Here is a 15,203-nt window from a genome sequence, read left to right on the forward strand (position 1 = left end):
CATACCTCCTATTAGGGTTTGCTATCAATGTATGCAAAAAATAGGTATGCTAGAATCGTTTTATAGTAAATTGGCAAAATAAAAGTGAAAAATGCTGTAATTGGATTGGACTGTTCTTTAAAGACAAGCATCCCCAAGTAAACAATTCTGTGAAACGAAAAAAACAGACCATGTGATATGATCTGTTTTCGTTAATTAGAATTAGTTACTCACAACTTCTTTTCCGTCATAATGTCCGCAAGATTTGCAAACACGATGAGGTTTTGTTAATTCGCCACAGTTAGAGCATTCTACCATGCCAGGTACGTGTAATTTTTTATGCGTACGGCGTTGGTTTTTTACTTTTTTGGAAGTTCTTCTTTTAGGTACTGCCATGACTTACACCTCCTTCAAAATGAAAGTAAAACTTGAATCAGATTCTTATTTTTCTTCCTGATTATTATTAAGGAAAGACTCCAATTTTTTTAATCTCGGATCGATATTCTTGTCTTCCTTCGTTTCAGATACAAATTCCCAATCCTTCCCGCTAGAAGGGGCTGCCTCCTCCGAATCAACATGATCCACATTGTCGGCAAAAACGCGGTACGGAATTTCCAATAGTATATTTTCCTTGATAAATGGGATTAAGTCAAGAACTTCTCCCTGAATGGGATGAATTTCTTGTTCCTCTTCTTCTTTCCCATAATAAGCAGAAGCAGAAAAAACCTCGTTTGCATCTATGTCAAACGAATAAGGAACATCCACCAATGTGCGGGCACATGGAAGTATCATCTCTCCCTTTATGCGCATGTTCACATAAAACTCCTCACCATGAACCGTCACTTGTCCGTTTACATGTACCGGAGAAATTTTACGTATATCATTATTCATCGTTTCCAGTTCGGACACATCTGCATGATCATCAAAGAAATACGGCTCATTTACGGAACCTTTTTTAATCTGATTAATAGTCAATTTCATTAAAATCACCTCTAGGCAACAAGATAAATGATAAAAGAAAATACGGCATTTGTCAATATATTTTCTTTTTCGCCACAGGTTGAAGTACGGTTCATATTCTGTCTGCGTCTGTGGTCCCGCAACTGCCATATTTTCTTTACAGAAACAGTATTCCTGATATAGGGTATACAATACAGCATTTAGAATCATTTTAACGGTAATTTGGCTTTTTGTCATGTTATTTCTATTTTTCTCAAACAGCTCCCTGAATATGTTAAAATAGAACTACTTAAAAAATAGAGGTGAGTGTATGGAAGCTTGCGGTTTAGTGGTTGAATATAATCCCTTCCATTATGGACATCAATATCATTTAAAAAAAGCCAGAGAAGAGACAGGTGCTGCTTGTATGATTGCGGTTATGAGCGGAAATTTTTTGCAACGCGGTGAACCGGCAATCATGGACAAATATCATCGTGCTAAAGCGGCCATCCTTGGAGGCGTTGATTTAGTAGTTGAGTTACCATATGCGTATGCTGTGCAACATAGTGATTATTTTGCCAAAGGAGCAATCGAAACGCTCTACCACGCCGGAGTTAACGCGGTCTGTTTCGGCAGCGAATCCGGCAATATTGCTGCTTTTACAGATGCTTATCAGCTGCAGAAAGAGCATCGTCCTACCTACGAATCAAATTTGAAAATGTATTTAAATCAAGGATTTTCCTATCCGGACGCAGCAACAAAAGCTTACCAGCATATTTTCGGTTTATCTGAAATACTTGATGTGTCCCAACCGAATAATATATTAGGTTTAGGTTATGTCCGAGCAATAAAAGATGCACATTATCCAATCCAGCCGATTACTATCAAACGAATACAGAACAATTATCATGACACTGTCATTACAGGAAAGATCGCCAGTGCCACCAGTATCCGTAAAGAAGTGCTGGTGAATACGTCTGCAACAGCTGCTGACAGCATGCCTGCTGAAACATTACAGCTATTGACAACCTATAAACAGGAAGCCGGACAATGGCATGAGTGGGAATTATATTTTCCCTTCCTGAAATATCGTGTACAAACCATGACTTCTGCAGAATTAGAGCAAATAGAAGGGGTTGTAGAAGGATTGGAGCATCGAATGAAACGCACTGTTGAGGAAGCTTCATCCTTTCAAGAATGGATGCATGCCTTGAAAACAAAGCGTTACACTTGGACAAGGCTCCAGCGGATATTCGTTCATATTTTAACTCATACCAGAAAAGAAGAAAAAATATTAGAGCATGATACCGGGTACGTACGGATACTTGCCATGAACAAAACCGGTCAGGCTTATTTAAATCAACAGAAAAAGCAAACTGACTTCCCATTTATTACAAAAATGAATCAGATGAAACATCCGTTTCTGCAAATAGAAGAACGGGCCGCCAAAGCATATTACAGCATTTTAGCTGCTGAAAAACAAAGAAATTTCTTTTTACAGGAACTGACTTCCCCGATTATTGTAAAATAAGCGGAATCATACATCGTATGGTTATAAAAAGAGGATTTCCGTGCTCTTTATTGCACGGAAATCCTCTTTATTGGTTCTTATTCATTCGCAGCACTTTCTAAATAGTCCACTGCATCTTGAAAATCATCCACTGGAACAATCTCCATATCTGTTCCGATACTTTCTGCAGTTTCTGCTGCTACTTCATAATTCGAATCTTCCTGTCCGCCCTCATTAGGTGCAAAGAAAATATCCACATCTTCTTTATCAGAAGCAACGACTTTCTTATCTATTCCGCCAATTCGATGGATATTTCCTTCATAATCAATTTCACCAGTACCGCCGATTTGTTTGCCGCCGGTTAAATCATCTTCCGTTAACTGATCATAGATTTCCAATGAAAACATCAGGCCTGCACTCGGGCCACCGATATTGCCACTTGAAAATCGTGTTTCCGGCTGAACCGTTACTTCACGATCTGTCACAAGATTTATACCAACACCTACACGGCTCTCTTCATCATCCAGCGGTGCTAAATCCAAATCTACAGTATGTTCTTCATCGTCTCTTTCATAAACGACTGTTACTGTATCCCCAGACTCTTTTCCATCAATATAATCAAGCAAATCCTGAGATTCATTCACTTCTGCATCATCAATTCCGATGATACGGTCTCCACTCTCTAATTTCCCCTCTGCTGGAAGCCCATCCACTGCAGCAACCACATAGACACCTTTAAAATCAATATCTATCTCTTTATCCGCTGCTTCATAAGCAACGACAGTGGCCGCTTCCTGAGAGCTTTCCATCACTTGGAGCTGTGCTTCCATATAGTCTTCCTGGGACATTCCTTCCGGGAAAACCTGATCTAAAGGAAGAATCTCCTGATGCGGCAAAACGAGAGCAGCAGCATATAAAATAGGGGTTGCCTGCATACCGCTTATTGTCACCAAATGCATTTCCCCTTCACTAGGGTAGCCGCCGTCTACTTCTACAATAGGATCTAATGCATCGGCTCCTCCCGGTTTTTGAATATAATACGGCAATTGATAGACACCCAATAAATAAACGATTACTACAACAGCTAATAAACCTATAATTCTTTTTTTCGTTAATCGCAATGCTCTTGATTCCCCTTCCTGGCACACTTACTAAATATATATCTATGGCATATTTTTAGATGGTATTCGCGTATATATCATATAGAGAAACTGTTTAAGAATCGGTACCATTTTCAATCAGGCAGGTTATTGCCTTCTTGGGAGTCCCTGAGATTTTAAACACTTGTTTTTCTTATACAGCATTGGTAAACGTCCAATATCGTCACTTTATTATTACGTTAACACATCGGACAAGCTAGCATTATTCTACTACTTCCCGCCATAATTGTACAGAATAGACACTTCATGGCATGAAGCCAAAAAAGAGGAATGACACTTTCATTTCCGGATAAAAAGCAAGCAGTATTTTTTTGAATAAGCATTAGTAGGGGGATATCAGATTGAAACAAAAGCTAAAAACACTTGGCTATGCCGGGATATCTATTTTCTTATTCTTCAGTTTAATACGATTTCCAGATCAGGCATTGGAAGCAGCTATCCGCGGGTTAAATATGTGGTGGGAGGTTGTCTTTCCCTCTTTACTGCCATTTTTTATAACTGCTGAGCTATTATTAGCTTTCGGTGTCGTAAAATTTCTTGGTATTCTATTTGAACCAATTATGCGGCCGTTATTTAATATCCCCGGTGCCGGGAGCTTTGGCTGGATTATGGGAATGGCCAGCGGTTACCCAACAGGGGCAAAAATAGCAGCGAGGCTTCGTGAAGAAAAGCAAGTAACACAAATAGAAGCGGAAAGATTAGTATCTTTCACAAATAATTCCAGCCCGCTTTTTATATTTGGAGCCATTTCCGCCGGCTTTTTTTATAATATAAAATTGGGCTTACTATTAGCTGTATGTCATTATGGTGCAAACACCCTTGTCGGAATCGTTATGCGTTTTCATGGAAGGAAACAGGAGAAGCATATCACTAAGAAAAAAAGGGCTCCCTTTTCACTGAAAAAAGCATTTCAGGAGATGCACCGAAACCGTTTGAGAAATACACGCCCATTTGGGGAGATATTGGGAGATGCTGTATTAAATTCGATTCAAACACTTGTCATGGTCGGCGGATTTATCATTTTATTTTCCGTTCTTATTAAACTGCTCTTCCTGATGGACATTACACCGTTTTTTGCAGCATTTATTGAACCGATTCTTCCAATATTTGAACTGCCAAAAGAATTAGGACTTCCATTTATCTCCGGTTTATTTGAAATCACCGTGGGATCGAACTTAATTTCACAAGTAACGACCGATTCTCTGTTGCAAAAAGCAATGTTAATTAGTTTTATCCTGGGCTTTAACGGATTATCCATCCAGGCTCAAATTGCAAGTATTTTAGCAAAAACCGATATCCGTTTCCACCCGTATTTCTTTGCCCGTCTTTTACATGGAACATTTGCTGTTGGACTGACACTTATTTTATACAAACCGCTGTATCTCGATCGAATTGTGATTCATTCGAATGAAATTCCTGCTGCCACGGTGCAGGACCCCTCTATTTGGATGCATATATACTACTTTTTGCAAACGATTGGACCAGCCATAACAATTATCAGTTTAGCAGCAGCTATTTATATCATTATCCATCATAGTAAAAAAGAATAATTTTCTTTGAAACCAGAAAAGAGAGCCGGTTGTCAACCTGACTCTCTTTTTCTTCAAAGACAATAATAGATATCATCCGGTATTTTAAAATGCATTATATTTCTTCTGAAGCGCTTCTTCCACCAATTCGGGGACAAGTCCGCTGATATTTCCCTGGTATTTAGCAGCTTCTTTGACCATGCTCGAACTTAAAAAAGAGTATTTTGTGTTTGTCATCATAAATAAGGTTTCCACATCTTCATTTAACTTCCGGTTCATTGAAGTAATCTGCATTTCATATTCAAAGTCACTGACTGCACGCAGTCCTCTAATGACAGCAGTAGCTCCTACTTCTCTTGCATAATCCATGAGTAATCCACTTGACGAATCAACCCGCACATTTGGTAAATCTTTTAATGTTTCTTCCAACAATTGTTTTCTTTCTTCCACCGTAAAGAGCGGGGATTTAGATTGATTATTAAACACAGTGACTACAATCTCTTCAAACACTTTAGCACCGCGTCTGATAATGTCCAAATGTCCATTTGTAACCGGATCAAAACTTCCTGGGCATATTGCTAATTTCCGCATCATTTATGCTTCCTCACTTTCGTCTGTTTGGTAAATCGTCACTTGAACCAAGCCGCCGTAATCTGCCTGTTTAATTGCTTTTAACGATTTATACTCATCAGGCAACAGATTTGACTTATCATGCTCACAATACACAATCGCATTTTTTTGAAGCATGTGATTATCGAGAAGATAATCAAGTATTTTCATATAATCTTGACTTTTATACGGTGGATCTAAAAGTACTAAATCAAATTGTAATTCCCGTTTGGCGATGGCTTTTAACGCACGCTCTGCGTCATTTCGATAGACCTCTGCCTTCTGTTCTAATTGGAGCGTTTTCAAATTCTCTTTTATCGTCTGGATTGCTTTCGGATGCTTGTCTATAAAAATGACCTTTGACATCTCTCTGCTTAATGCTTCTATCCCGAGTGATCCGCTTCCGGCAAACAAATCCAATGCTGTCCCACCTGAGAAGAATGGACCGATTATTTGAAATACAGCTTCTTTTACTTTATCAGAAGTTGGCCTTGTCGTTTCGCCAGCTGCACTTTTTAATGCTCTTCCTTTATGTATCCCTGCTATTACACGCACTTCTGAATCACCTCAGCTTCTCTTGCTCGTCAATAGTCTACCACGATTCTCACGTTTAGCAAATAATTTTTATTCGTGATGTATATTATTTCTTTTCTTTGTCCATAATATCATAATGATTCAGCTAAATATGATTTAGTTGAAACGGAAGAAGGCTTATCCTTCCCCATAAGCTCTTCATCCGGTTTCTCCTCTCCCTTTAGCCTTTTATTTTTAAAATAAAAGGACCTGCAGTAATTTTGACTGCAGGTTTTTTCTTTTTTATCCCTTATTATAACACTAACTAAATCCCCATTTTATAATCGTATTGTTTCGCTTTGTCCGGTATGGCATTTTCATAATTTGTCGGAATAAATGGCTTCTGAGATCGTTCTACTTTAGAAACAAACGAAAATTGATTAAATTTTTTCTCCATCACATCGATATCTTCCCGATTCACATAAATAACCGCATAACGATGTTTTTTAGATACATGAATAAGATGCCCGTGTTTTTTTAACTGTCTGACATTTTTCATGTGCTGAAACCAGACAACGATGCCTTGTCTTTCTACCATACTGCCATCCTCCTTCTTATCTGTATTATGTATAAAGCAGGTCGCTTATTTTTAAGCTTCCTGCTTATGTTTTACTTTACGATGCACAGCCGCAAGCGCCGCCACTACCGCAGCCGCAGCCGCTATCTGTTAGTGCCGCACCATCTTTTGGTGCTTTAATCTGTCCACTGACACTCTCTGCAACAAACTGACTAATCTCATCCAAAAGATTTTGCAGATTTCTTTCAGCAACTTTAAAAGCTGCCACCTTATCATGTAAATCCATATCCCGCTTTTTGGAACGGACTTGTTTCATAATATCATAATAGTCCGGATGATATCTGCCGAACCGCTGCACATCTTCATAATGTTCTTTGACATCTGCAAATGTTCGAATCAGATGCTGCGCTTCCTTGTCTTCATCCAATGCCTGTTTCGCTGATTGATACTGCTTCATGACATCCGATTGTAAAACCATCTTCCCGAGAAGCTCCGATTCATCTAATATATCTACATACTCCATCGTAGCAATCATTCCCGCACCTCCACGAATAAATTAATAAAATGTAAACAAGAGAGAATATCTCTTAGTAAGTTTTATGCCATTAACTATTAAAATAGATATTATTCCATGATTAAATCTTAATAGTTATCCTTTTCATCATACCATTTTATAATTCGAAAGAAAATAGAGGTGACTTTTAAAAAAGAAATAACTCCATTGCTTTGTCAGGCTCCTGAAAAACAATTCTTTTTAATCCTTCATCGATTTAGCCATTTCCGCAAACATTCTTACCATTTGTAATTGATTTGAGAAGTTATTTACTTTTTGCGGAAATGTTTTTCCATAAAATTTTTTTGCTTCTTTTTTCAGTTCTGTAAGCCGGCTTGGGTCACGCATTAAATAACGGTACCAAACGGGATGATACCGGACAAATTCGGCCAGTTCCGGATTTTTTTTGAGATAAACAATAATGTCATTATCCATTTTATCCCCTCTAATCTTTTCTTAATGAAAAAGGAGCCTGAGATGTATTCTTAGCGGAAGGCTTTTTCATATCACCAATTATCTCCTGCACAACACCGATTGCATTGCTTAATTGTTCAATTTGTCCTTGTACCTTTTCTGTGTCCAGATTTTGTGTATAGTCCACAATCTGTTTGATAAGATCGGAATGGTCTGTTTTCTTATCTTTTTTGTTTTCCTGGCTCTTTGGTTTCGCATCTCCGGATGATTCTTCGACTTTATATGCATTCCAAAACGGATCATCTTCGTCTAAAATCGCCCATTTTTCATAAAATTCCTGCCACCCTTTGCCACTTTTTCTGATTTCTTCCAATAACTTAGGATGGCGATTGACAAAGGATTTGAATGCTTCAACACTGGGATGCAATTGACTCATTTTTCTCACCGTCCTTTTTTCACACTAAACATATACTATATTGAGCACTCTCATGTATATACAACAAAGACTTTCCTGCTTTTTAACACTTGAGCCTGCCACATCTGCTTTAAAACTGCCTATAATAATCTATGTGAATTGCTTAATAATGTGTCAATGCCTTATAAAGAAAATTTGGCATTCGTTAAAGGGAGCCTTGAAAGCGTGTTTTGCTTTCTTAGAATCCCTTATGCTCTTGAGTGCAAGCCTTTCGGCGAATGCCTTAGTTGCACTTATACTTGGTACCTAAAAATTTTTACTACGTCGAAATTCTTCTGCGTTAAAATTTTATACTTTCCTAACGTGTAAAAAAAGAAGCCATGAACCATGGCTTCTCTCTACCCATAAATAATACGTATGTTAAAATGGCTTACCCAAAAAGTTTTGTGTATAATAAAAGCGATATACGCCGACACCAAGGTAACTATATTCATCGCTTAATAAGGCTTCCCTGTGGCTTTCACTATTTAGCCAGCCCTCCATAGCAGCAGGGGCATCCGGATACTGTGCTGCGATATTTTCTCCAGCAGCGACATAAGCAACCTGTCTTTCCTCCAACCGTTCTTTTAAACCATCGCCATCCAAACTATCATGGGAGAAATAATCATTTTCATACATATCTTTACTATGATCATATGCCACCAGACTTACTTGATCATCCCATTCTAGTTGAGGGAGATCATGTTGGTCACGCATGATATTAGAGATATCAAAAATTTGCTGCTCCATCCCTTCCTGAATGTCCCTCCACTCTTCTTCACTAAATGCAGGCTGTTCAGGCAGCTCTCCACGGTATTCAATTTCATAGGGTCTTTGCGATAAAAGCGCATCACCAGTAGTAATTCTCATAGAAGATAATGTCTCTGTTATCGTGTCAAAATAGAATTGGATAAACATTGTGTCACTGATTTTGACTAATGGCCTCGTCTGAAGGTCTTCCTCATTCAACCGGAAAGTAAAAGAAGCGTCTCCCTTTGAATAGGTTACCTCATTTGAAAAAGGAAATGTATCAGCTACTTCCGTGTAATCTTCTCCGGAATCAATTGGTGCAGTCTCCAAATCTTCACCAATGGCATAAACAGATATAATCTCATCATCTAAAACAGCAAACTGACCATATTGAGTTTCTGAATTATTATATACATACCATTCATAATTATATGCACTAACATCAATTCTGTCCGGTTCTCCCAGCTCTTCAGTAAGTTCTGTTGACGTCTTTCCGATCCATTGATATAAGTCGCCTTCTAAATTCATCTGAGGAAGTTCAGCTACCGTTCCCTTTGATTCAATCGTTTCTTCCTCTTCATCGAAATGGGGCTTTGCTTCTCTTACAACTTCTTCCGGTGATGAACTCATCTGGTTAATAACAATAAATACAAGGAGTGCAATAATCATGATTATCATAAAATTACGAAATATCTTCATGATTGGAACCCCCATCCAGCAAACGCATAGATTATTCATAGTGTCGATTCAAAAAAGTACCAATGATTTTCGCCTCGCAAGTAATCGAAGTTCCGGCAACATTATCTCATTAATCGAGACACCGTGAAAGAGCTTATCAACGAAATAATTTGCAGCGTATCCTTTGCGGACTTTTTTGAATTTCAACTTATAATCTATTTATCTGTTCTATACCCTTTTATTCATAATATTATACCCTTTCTTTGCTCACGTCCATGGTTTCTATTGCATCTATTATCATTTCGTATTATCCTTACATTAAGCAGAATATTATAGATGGGGTGAAGACGTAATGAGATTTGAAAACACAGGGATAGAAGACACAATTATTGATGTACAGGTACTGGACCATGTAACAGCAAATCTTGCATTTATCCGGGCAGGTCAATGGGACTATGAACGTGTTACTTATGATTACAAAATTGGTTCCAACGAAGAAAACATTACATACTATATCCGGGTACAAGGATACGCTATCGAAGGGGACGTAGATAAACGCAATGCCGTTATTCAATTAAAGACACCTTTACTCGGTAAACATTATTACCCGCATGGTGTGGAATATGGGGAAGAAGAGAACTTTCCTGAAAGCGTTATAGAAAGAGCGCATACGTTACTTGCAAAACTTAGTGATGAGTTACAATATTATAAAAAATAAATGATGACACATTAAAAAGAGATCACATACTTATTTTGAAATTTGTGATCTCTTTTCATATTCCTGAAGACAGTTTTGTAGAGTGCTAATAGCTTATAGTTGCCGAGTATAAATGAAAAAGGATACATGTTTCCGAATGAAACACGGTATCCTTTAAATTTCGTACAATATGTTACTAATATAAACTTCCGGTTAAAAACCTAAAATGGCTTTTATCATGCTGGTCGTTTCGCCCGGATCGTATAATACGTATAGAAAAATATAAACCATAACCCCCGTAATCGCACTGAAAAACCAAATAATACTTGTTACAGGACCTATTTTACGATGTTTTTTAATATTTCTCTTAAATGCCAATACAAGCGTTACAATCCCGAACACCGCTCCGACAGTAGCCAAGATAATATGGAAAACCAAGAAAATAGTAAAATACGTCTGTATATTTTCAGGTCCGCCAAAGCTTGTATTTCCGATAAAGACGGTACGTGATACATAAATAATAAAGAATAGCAGTGCGCTGATAGCTGCTGATATCATCACAACTTTATGTTCTTTTCTCTTATTATTTACGATTAAAATCCAGCCTATTGCCACGAGTATAGCGCTCAAAGCTATAAAAAATGTGCTGATTGTTGGTAATACATGCATTTCGTTATCCTCCAGTATTTCTAAATATACGTCCAAAAGGTATCAGGAAAAAGTAAAGAAGCCCTGTCCGTGCAAATCATATAAAGGTTCGCTTTCATGCCCTTATATGGATATTCACCGGAACCGTATCAAAACCTATAGAAGATTTGCTCCCCGACTCCGGGCGTTACCGCCTTCTATTCCTTTATTCCAGCTTCCCTTCTAAAACTTTCTCTTCATTGTGATTCTGCCGTTTTTGGCGGCAGCGGATCGATGGTATTCTTTTCTTTTCTAACCCAAGAAAAGATAACAGTTGCCAAAATCCCTCCATAGGTGATTTCCTGAATAATCTTCATGATAATACCGCCAAGCTGCTGGTCAGTGAGTGTACTGAGCGGCGTAAACATTTCCGGCCCTGTTAAACCGGGAGCAAGCCCTTGTAACACATCTGGCGGTACACACAGGCTCATCGCCTGCATCCAGGATCCTCCTTGTGTATACGTTGCATAAAGAGGCTCAGAAGCAAAAATGATGAGCGCACATGCCGGCGTGATTAATACACTGTTTGCAAAAATATATCCTATTTTTAACAGAGGCTGCATATGGTCAAATTCCTTTAAAGGAGACAGCAATGGAAAAATCATTAGAAAAGCTCCAACTAATAATAAACCATGAATCACCGAATGAATGACCGGCGAAGACTTTGCAAACTCAAAGAAAACAGGTATATGATAAACCGAAAATAAACCATTAAATATTAATAGGGAGATTAAAGGCTTTGTACCTATTTTGACAATTGGTCTGATAACAGGACGATCAATTGCTATTCTCCATAACCAGGCTGGAATCCCTTTGATAATCAATATTGGTACAATGAGTAAATAAATTGCCATTTGAATCATGTGAGCAGTTAGTGTTATGTGTGAAAGTAAATCAATTGGCGAACCTTTTACAAAATATAAACATATCATTGCCGTATAAAAAAATACTTGCTGCTTCACTGATACTTTATCATGATTACCAAATTTATGCCGATATGGCCCTGTTATAAGAAAGTAAACCAACATGATGAGAGCAATAAATAGCATAAAGTACGGACTCCACAACGCCCGAAAACCGAATATTTGTATATCCAACCACATAGCAAATCATCTCCAGTTTCGTCTGCTTTGTCTATTATACCTTAAATTGGACAAGAATTCTCTAGGAGGATTGTGACGATTTTAAAACATCTCTTTATTTTTCCTATCTATTTTTCTATGTATAAGTTGCATTGAAGATTTTACATTTTATATAGTAAAAACACTATGATGATTAAAACGTAAACCATCATAGTGTTTTTATTTCAAATGATTATTTTCAATTTGCTTTACTTACCACCAAGTAATAATAGTAAACGTCAATGCAATCATGACTGTAATGAAAATACCGCCGTAGATAATTTGTGAAGGTACCTCATGTCCTTTATCTTTCAAGTGCATAAAGTAGAAAAACTGAAAGCCTACCTGCACAAAAGCAAGAAGTAACAATATTGGAATCACATAAGTGGATGGTACCTCAAACATAACAAGAGCAAATGCGACTAATGTAAAAAATATCATTAACGCAAAACTGACAACCATTTTTTGCATTTCTTGTTTATTCTTTTGCTTCTGGAACGAATTAATCTTTCTTGTACTCATTTCATCTGTCATAAATTAACTCACCATCCCCATCAAATAAACAACTGTAAAGATGAATACCCACACTACATCGATAAAGTGCCAATATAGCGCAAATGTATTGAATTTTGGAGCATTATACAGGCTCAACCCTCTCTTCGCATTACGTACCATTAACGTAATAATCCAGGATAAACCGAATGCAACGTGCCCTCCGTGGAAGCCAACCAAAGCATAAAATGCTGAACCGAATGCAGAAGAGCGAAACGTAAACTCATAATCATGAATATAATGCGCAAACTCATAAATCTCACATGCAAGGAAAGCAAGACCAAGTAACGCGGTAATTCCCATCCATAGTTGCATCTTTTTAAAGTCATTATTCTTCATATGATAAATTGCATACACACTAGTTAAAGAACTTGTTAAAAGCAAAACAGTCATTAAAAATACTAAACCAAGTCCGTATAATTCCTGTGTTGTTGGTCCGCCCGCAGCAGAATCTTTCAATGCGAGGTACGTACCAAACAGGCAGGCAAAAAGAACCGTCTCTCCACCAAGGAATATCCATAAACCCATAAATTTATGTTTTCCTTCTGTTGTTGCCTTTGAAGGATCTTTTGGCATATCCTTTGGATCAATGGAATGATCATGACTCATATTAATCACCCACCCTTTCTAGTTCTTCTTTAGAGATATGATGCCCGTGGTCATCTTTTAACGAACGGATCAACATACAAATTAGCGCAACCGCTACTCCTCCGTACACAGCTATTAACCAGTATTTATTACCCGTTTGATAAATAAAACCATAGGAAGCAATCGAGAAACCAATCGTCATAATGAATGGAAGAATAGACCCGTTTGGCATATGAATTTCATCGGTAGGTTCTGCCGGAGTCATTTTTTTATTTCCTTCCGTTTTTTCAATCCAAAATGAATCCAGTCCGCGAACTAACGGTAATTGTTTAAAGTTATAGTGAACCGGTGGTGATGAAATTGTCCATTCTAATGTACGTCCAGTTCCCCAAGCATCAGCAGGAGCTTTTTTGCCTTTGATTGTTGTGTGAATAATATTAATCAAGAATACAATTACACCAAATGACATAAAGAAAGCACCAATGGAACTGATAAGGTTACCAGTATCCAGCCCCTGGTTTTCTAAAAATACCCAGTAACGACGCGGCATTCCCATTAAACCTAAGAAATGCTGAATAAAGAATGTTAAATGAAATCCGACAAAGAATGTCCAGAATGATATTTGACCTAATCCTTCATGCAAATACTTACCAAACATTTTTGGCCACCAGTAATGCAGACCAGCTAATATACCAAAAACAGTTCCCCCTACAATTACGTAGTGAAAGTGTCCGATAACAAAGTACGTGTCATGATATTGATAGTCGGCAACAGCAGAAGCCAGCATAACACCAGTCATTCCCCCAATAGTAAATGACGGAATAAAAGCTAATGACCATAACATAGCTGTATTGATTTTGATACTGCCTCCCCAAAGGGTGAACAGCCAGTTAAATATTTTAATACCTGTTGGCACAGCAATCGCCATTGTAGCAACTGCAAAGATAGAGTTTGCAACTGGTCCCAGCCCTACTGTAAACATATGGTGAGCCCATACCATAAAGCCTAGAAATGCAATCAAGAAAGTTGCAAATACCATCGCTGTATAACCAAACAAACGCTTTTTGGCGAAAGTAGGAAAAACCTCACTAAAAACACCAAATACCGGTAAAATTAAAATATATACTTCCGGATGTCCAAATATCCAGAATAAATGCTGCCAAATAACAGCATTCCCGCCTAATGCAGCATCAAAAAATGCTGAACCAAACATACGGTCAAACATCATTAAGAATAATCCAACCGTTAATGCCGGGAAAGCAAACAGTATTAAGATACTTGCTACAAACGTGGTCCATGTAAATAACGGCATTCTCATATACGTCATACCGGGAGCACGCATTAATACAATCGTAACAATAAAGTTAATACCTCCCATTAATGTTCCTGCCCCGGATAATTGCAGCCCCATAATGTAAAAGTCAATGCCATGACCTGGTGATTGTATTGATAAAGGAGCATAATTGGTCCAGCCGGCATCAGGTGCGCCAGTAAACCAGCTAAGGTTTAATAAAACTCCTCCAAAAAAGAATAACCAGAATCCTAAAGAGTTCAGAAACGGGAACGCAACGTCACGCGCTCCAATTTGCAGCGGCATAATAAAGTTCATCAATCCTAATAATATTGGCATGGCCGCAAGAAAAATCATGGTAGTACCGTGCATGGTAATCATTTCATTATATAGACCAGCACTGATAAAATTATTTTCTGGTGAAATCAATTGAATACGAATAATAACAGCTTCAAGGCCGCCTAACAGGAAAAAGAGCCCGCCTCCGGCAAGATACAGAATACCTATCTTTTTATGATCGACAGTCGTCAGCCAATCCCATAAGACAGCCCCGAAACCTCTTTTTTGAGCACTAGTCATACCCAAATTATAAACCTCCCTTA

The 15,203-nt window shown here is 37.9% G+C and carries 18 protein-coding genes; 3 read left to right on the forward strand and 15 right to left on the reverse strand.

Features of this window, described 5'->3' with window-relative positions:
* Positions 1 to 201 precede the first annotated feature (201 nt).
* Positions 202 to 375 carry a 50S ribosomal protein L32 gene (rpmF, locus tag B7E05_RS14370; RefSeq protein WP_080874848.1) on the reverse strand — a complete coding sequence of 58 codons (174 nt, stop codon included), beginning with the start codon at positions 373 to 375 and terminating at the stop codon, positions 202 to 204.
* A 45-nt stretch (positions 376 to 420) separates the two neighbouring features.
* Positions 421 to 960 carry a YceD family protein gene (locus B7E05_RS14375; protein ID WP_080874849.1) on the reverse strand — a complete coding sequence of 180 codons (540 nt, stop codon included), beginning with the start codon at positions 958 to 960 and terminating at the stop codon, positions 421 to 423.
* 289 nt (positions 961 to 1,249) lie between these two features.
* Between B7E05_RS14375 and B7E05_RS14380 the strand changes: the two genes are divergently transcribed.
* Positions 1,250 to 2,449 (forward strand): nucleotidyltransferase, encoded by a 1,200-nt coding sequence (locus B7E05_RS14380; protein ID WP_080874850.1) that lies wholly within the window; start codon positions 1,250 to 1,252, stop codon positions 2,447 to 2,449.
* Between the two features lie 77 nt (positions 2,450 to 2,526).
* Here B7E05_RS14380 and B7E05_RS14385 read toward each other — a convergent pair whose 3' ends face one another.
* Positions 2,527 to 3,549, reverse strand: a complete 1,023-nt coding sequence (locus B7E05_RS14385; RefSeq protein ID WP_080874851.1) for a SepM family pheromone-processing serine protease — start codon at positions 3,547 to 3,549, stop codon at positions 2,527 to 2,529.
* Between the two features lie 380 nt (positions 3,550 to 3,929).
* Between B7E05_RS14385 and ylbJ the strand changes: the two genes are divergently transcribed.
* Positions 3,930 to 5,138 (forward strand): sporulation integral membrane protein YlbJ, encoded by a 1,209-nt coding sequence (gene ylbJ, locus B7E05_RS14390; protein WP_080874852.1) that lies wholly within the window; start codon positions 3,930 to 3,932, stop codon positions 5,136 to 5,138.
* An 84-nt stretch (positions 5,139 to 5,222) separates the two neighbouring features.
* Here the strand turns inward: ylbJ and coaD are convergent, their stop codons facing one another.
* The 7 genes from coaD to B7E05_RS14425 all read right to left on the reverse strand — a co-directional run bounded on the left by coaD (position 5,223) and on the right by B7E05_RS14425 (position 9,686).
* A complete protein-coding gene (gene coaD, locus B7E05_RS14395) occupies positions 5,223 to 5,708 on the reverse strand; it encodes a pantetheine-phosphate adenylyltransferase (RefSeq protein ID WP_080876321.1) in 486 nt (161 codons plus the stop codon).
* Positions 5,709 to 5,711: 3 nt separating this feature from the next.
* Entirely contained in the window at positions 5,712 to 6,281 is a 570-nt protein-coding gene (rsmD, locus tag B7E05_RS14400; RefSeq protein WP_080874853.1) for a 16S rRNA (guanine(966)-N(2))-methyltransferase RsmD, read from the reverse strand.
* Positions 6,282 to 6,564: 283 nt separating this feature from the next.
* A complete protein-coding gene (locus B7E05_RS14405) occupies positions 6,565 to 6,837 on the reverse strand; it encodes a YlbG family protein (protein ID WP_080874854.1) in 273 nt (90 codons plus the stop codon).
* Between the two features lie 76 nt (positions 6,838 to 6,913).
* Positions 6,914 to 7,351, reverse strand: a complete 438-nt coding sequence (locus B7E05_RS14410; protein ID WP_080874855.1) for a YlbF/YmcA family competence regulator — start codon at positions 7,349 to 7,351, stop codon at positions 6,914 to 6,916.
* 219 nt (positions 7,352 to 7,570) lie between these two features.
* The gene (locus B7E05_RS14415) at positions 7,571 to 7,804 is read right to left on the reverse strand and encodes a YlbE-like family protein (RefSeq protein ID WP_080874856.1); all 234 of its coding nucleotides are present in this window, start codon (positions 7,802 to 7,804) and stop codon (positions 7,571 to 7,573) included.
* A gap of 10 nt (positions 7,805 to 7,814) precedes the next feature.
* The gene (gene ylbD / locus B7E05_RS14420) at positions 7,815 to 8,219 is read right to left on the reverse strand and encodes a spore coat protein YlbD (RefSeq protein ID WP_080874857.1); all 405 of its coding nucleotides are present in this window, start codon (positions 8,217 to 8,219) and stop codon (positions 7,815 to 7,817) included.
* Positions 8,220 to 8,618: 399 nt separating this feature from the next.
* Entirely contained in the window at positions 8,619 to 9,686 is a 1,068-nt protein-coding gene (locus tag B7E05_RS14425; RefSeq protein ID WP_080874858.1) for a CAP domain-containing protein, read from the reverse strand.
* A gap of 331 nt (positions 9,687 to 10,017) precedes the next feature.
* On the opposite strand from B7E05_RS14425, the gene B7E05_RS14430 reads away from it, so the two are divergent.
* Positions 10,018 to 10,383, forward strand: coding sequence for a YugN family protein (locus B7E05_RS14430; RefSeq protein ID WP_080874859.1), 366 nt, complete (start codon positions 10,018 to 10,020; stop codon positions 10,381 to 10,383).
* A gap of 192 nt (positions 10,384 to 10,575) precedes the next feature.
* Here B7E05_RS14430 and B7E05_RS14435 read toward each other — a convergent pair whose 3' ends face one another.
* The 5 genes from B7E05_RS14435 to ctaD form a co-directional block, all read right to left on the reverse strand.
* Positions 10,576 to 11,031 carry a DUF420 domain-containing protein gene (locus B7E05_RS14435; RefSeq protein WP_080874860.1) on the reverse strand — a complete coding sequence of 152 codons (456 nt, stop codon included), beginning with the start codon at positions 11,029 to 11,031 and terminating at the stop codon, positions 10,576 to 10,578.
* A 215-nt stretch (positions 11,032 to 11,246) separates the two neighbouring features.
* Positions 11,247 to 12,152, reverse strand: coding sequence for a cytochrome c oxidase assembly factor CtaG (gene ctaG, locus B7E05_RS14440; protein WP_080874861.1), 906 nt, complete (start codon positions 12,150 to 12,152; stop codon positions 11,247 to 11,249).
* A gap of 231 nt (positions 12,153 to 12,383) precedes the next feature.
* On the reverse strand, positions 12,384 to 12,704 hold the full coding sequence (ctaF, locus tag B7E05_RS14445) for a cytochrome c oxidase subunit IVB (RefSeq protein ID WP_080874862.1): 321 nt from the start codon (positions 12,702 to 12,704) through the stop codon (positions 12,384 to 12,386).
* Between the two features lie 3 nt (positions 12,705 to 12,707).
* On the reverse strand, positions 12,708 to 13,331 hold the full coding sequence (locus B7E05_RS14450) for a cytochrome (ubi)quinol oxidase subunit III (RefSeq protein WP_080874863.1): 624 nt from the start codon (positions 13,329 to 13,331) through the stop codon (positions 12,708 to 12,710).
* Position 13,332: 1 nt separating this feature from the next.
* Complete coding sequence (gene ctaD / locus B7E05_RS14455) at positions 13,333 to 15,180, reverse strand: cytochrome c oxidase subunit I (RefSeq protein WP_425435115.1); 1,848 nt, start codon at positions 15,178 to 15,180, stop codon at positions 13,333 to 13,335.
* Positions 15,181 to 15,203 lie beyond the last annotated feature (23 nt).

The organism is Oceanobacillus timonensis, assembly GCF_900166635.1.
GTDB lineage: Bacteria > Bacillota > Bacilli > Bacillales > Amphibacillaceae > Oceanobacillus > Oceanobacillus timonensis.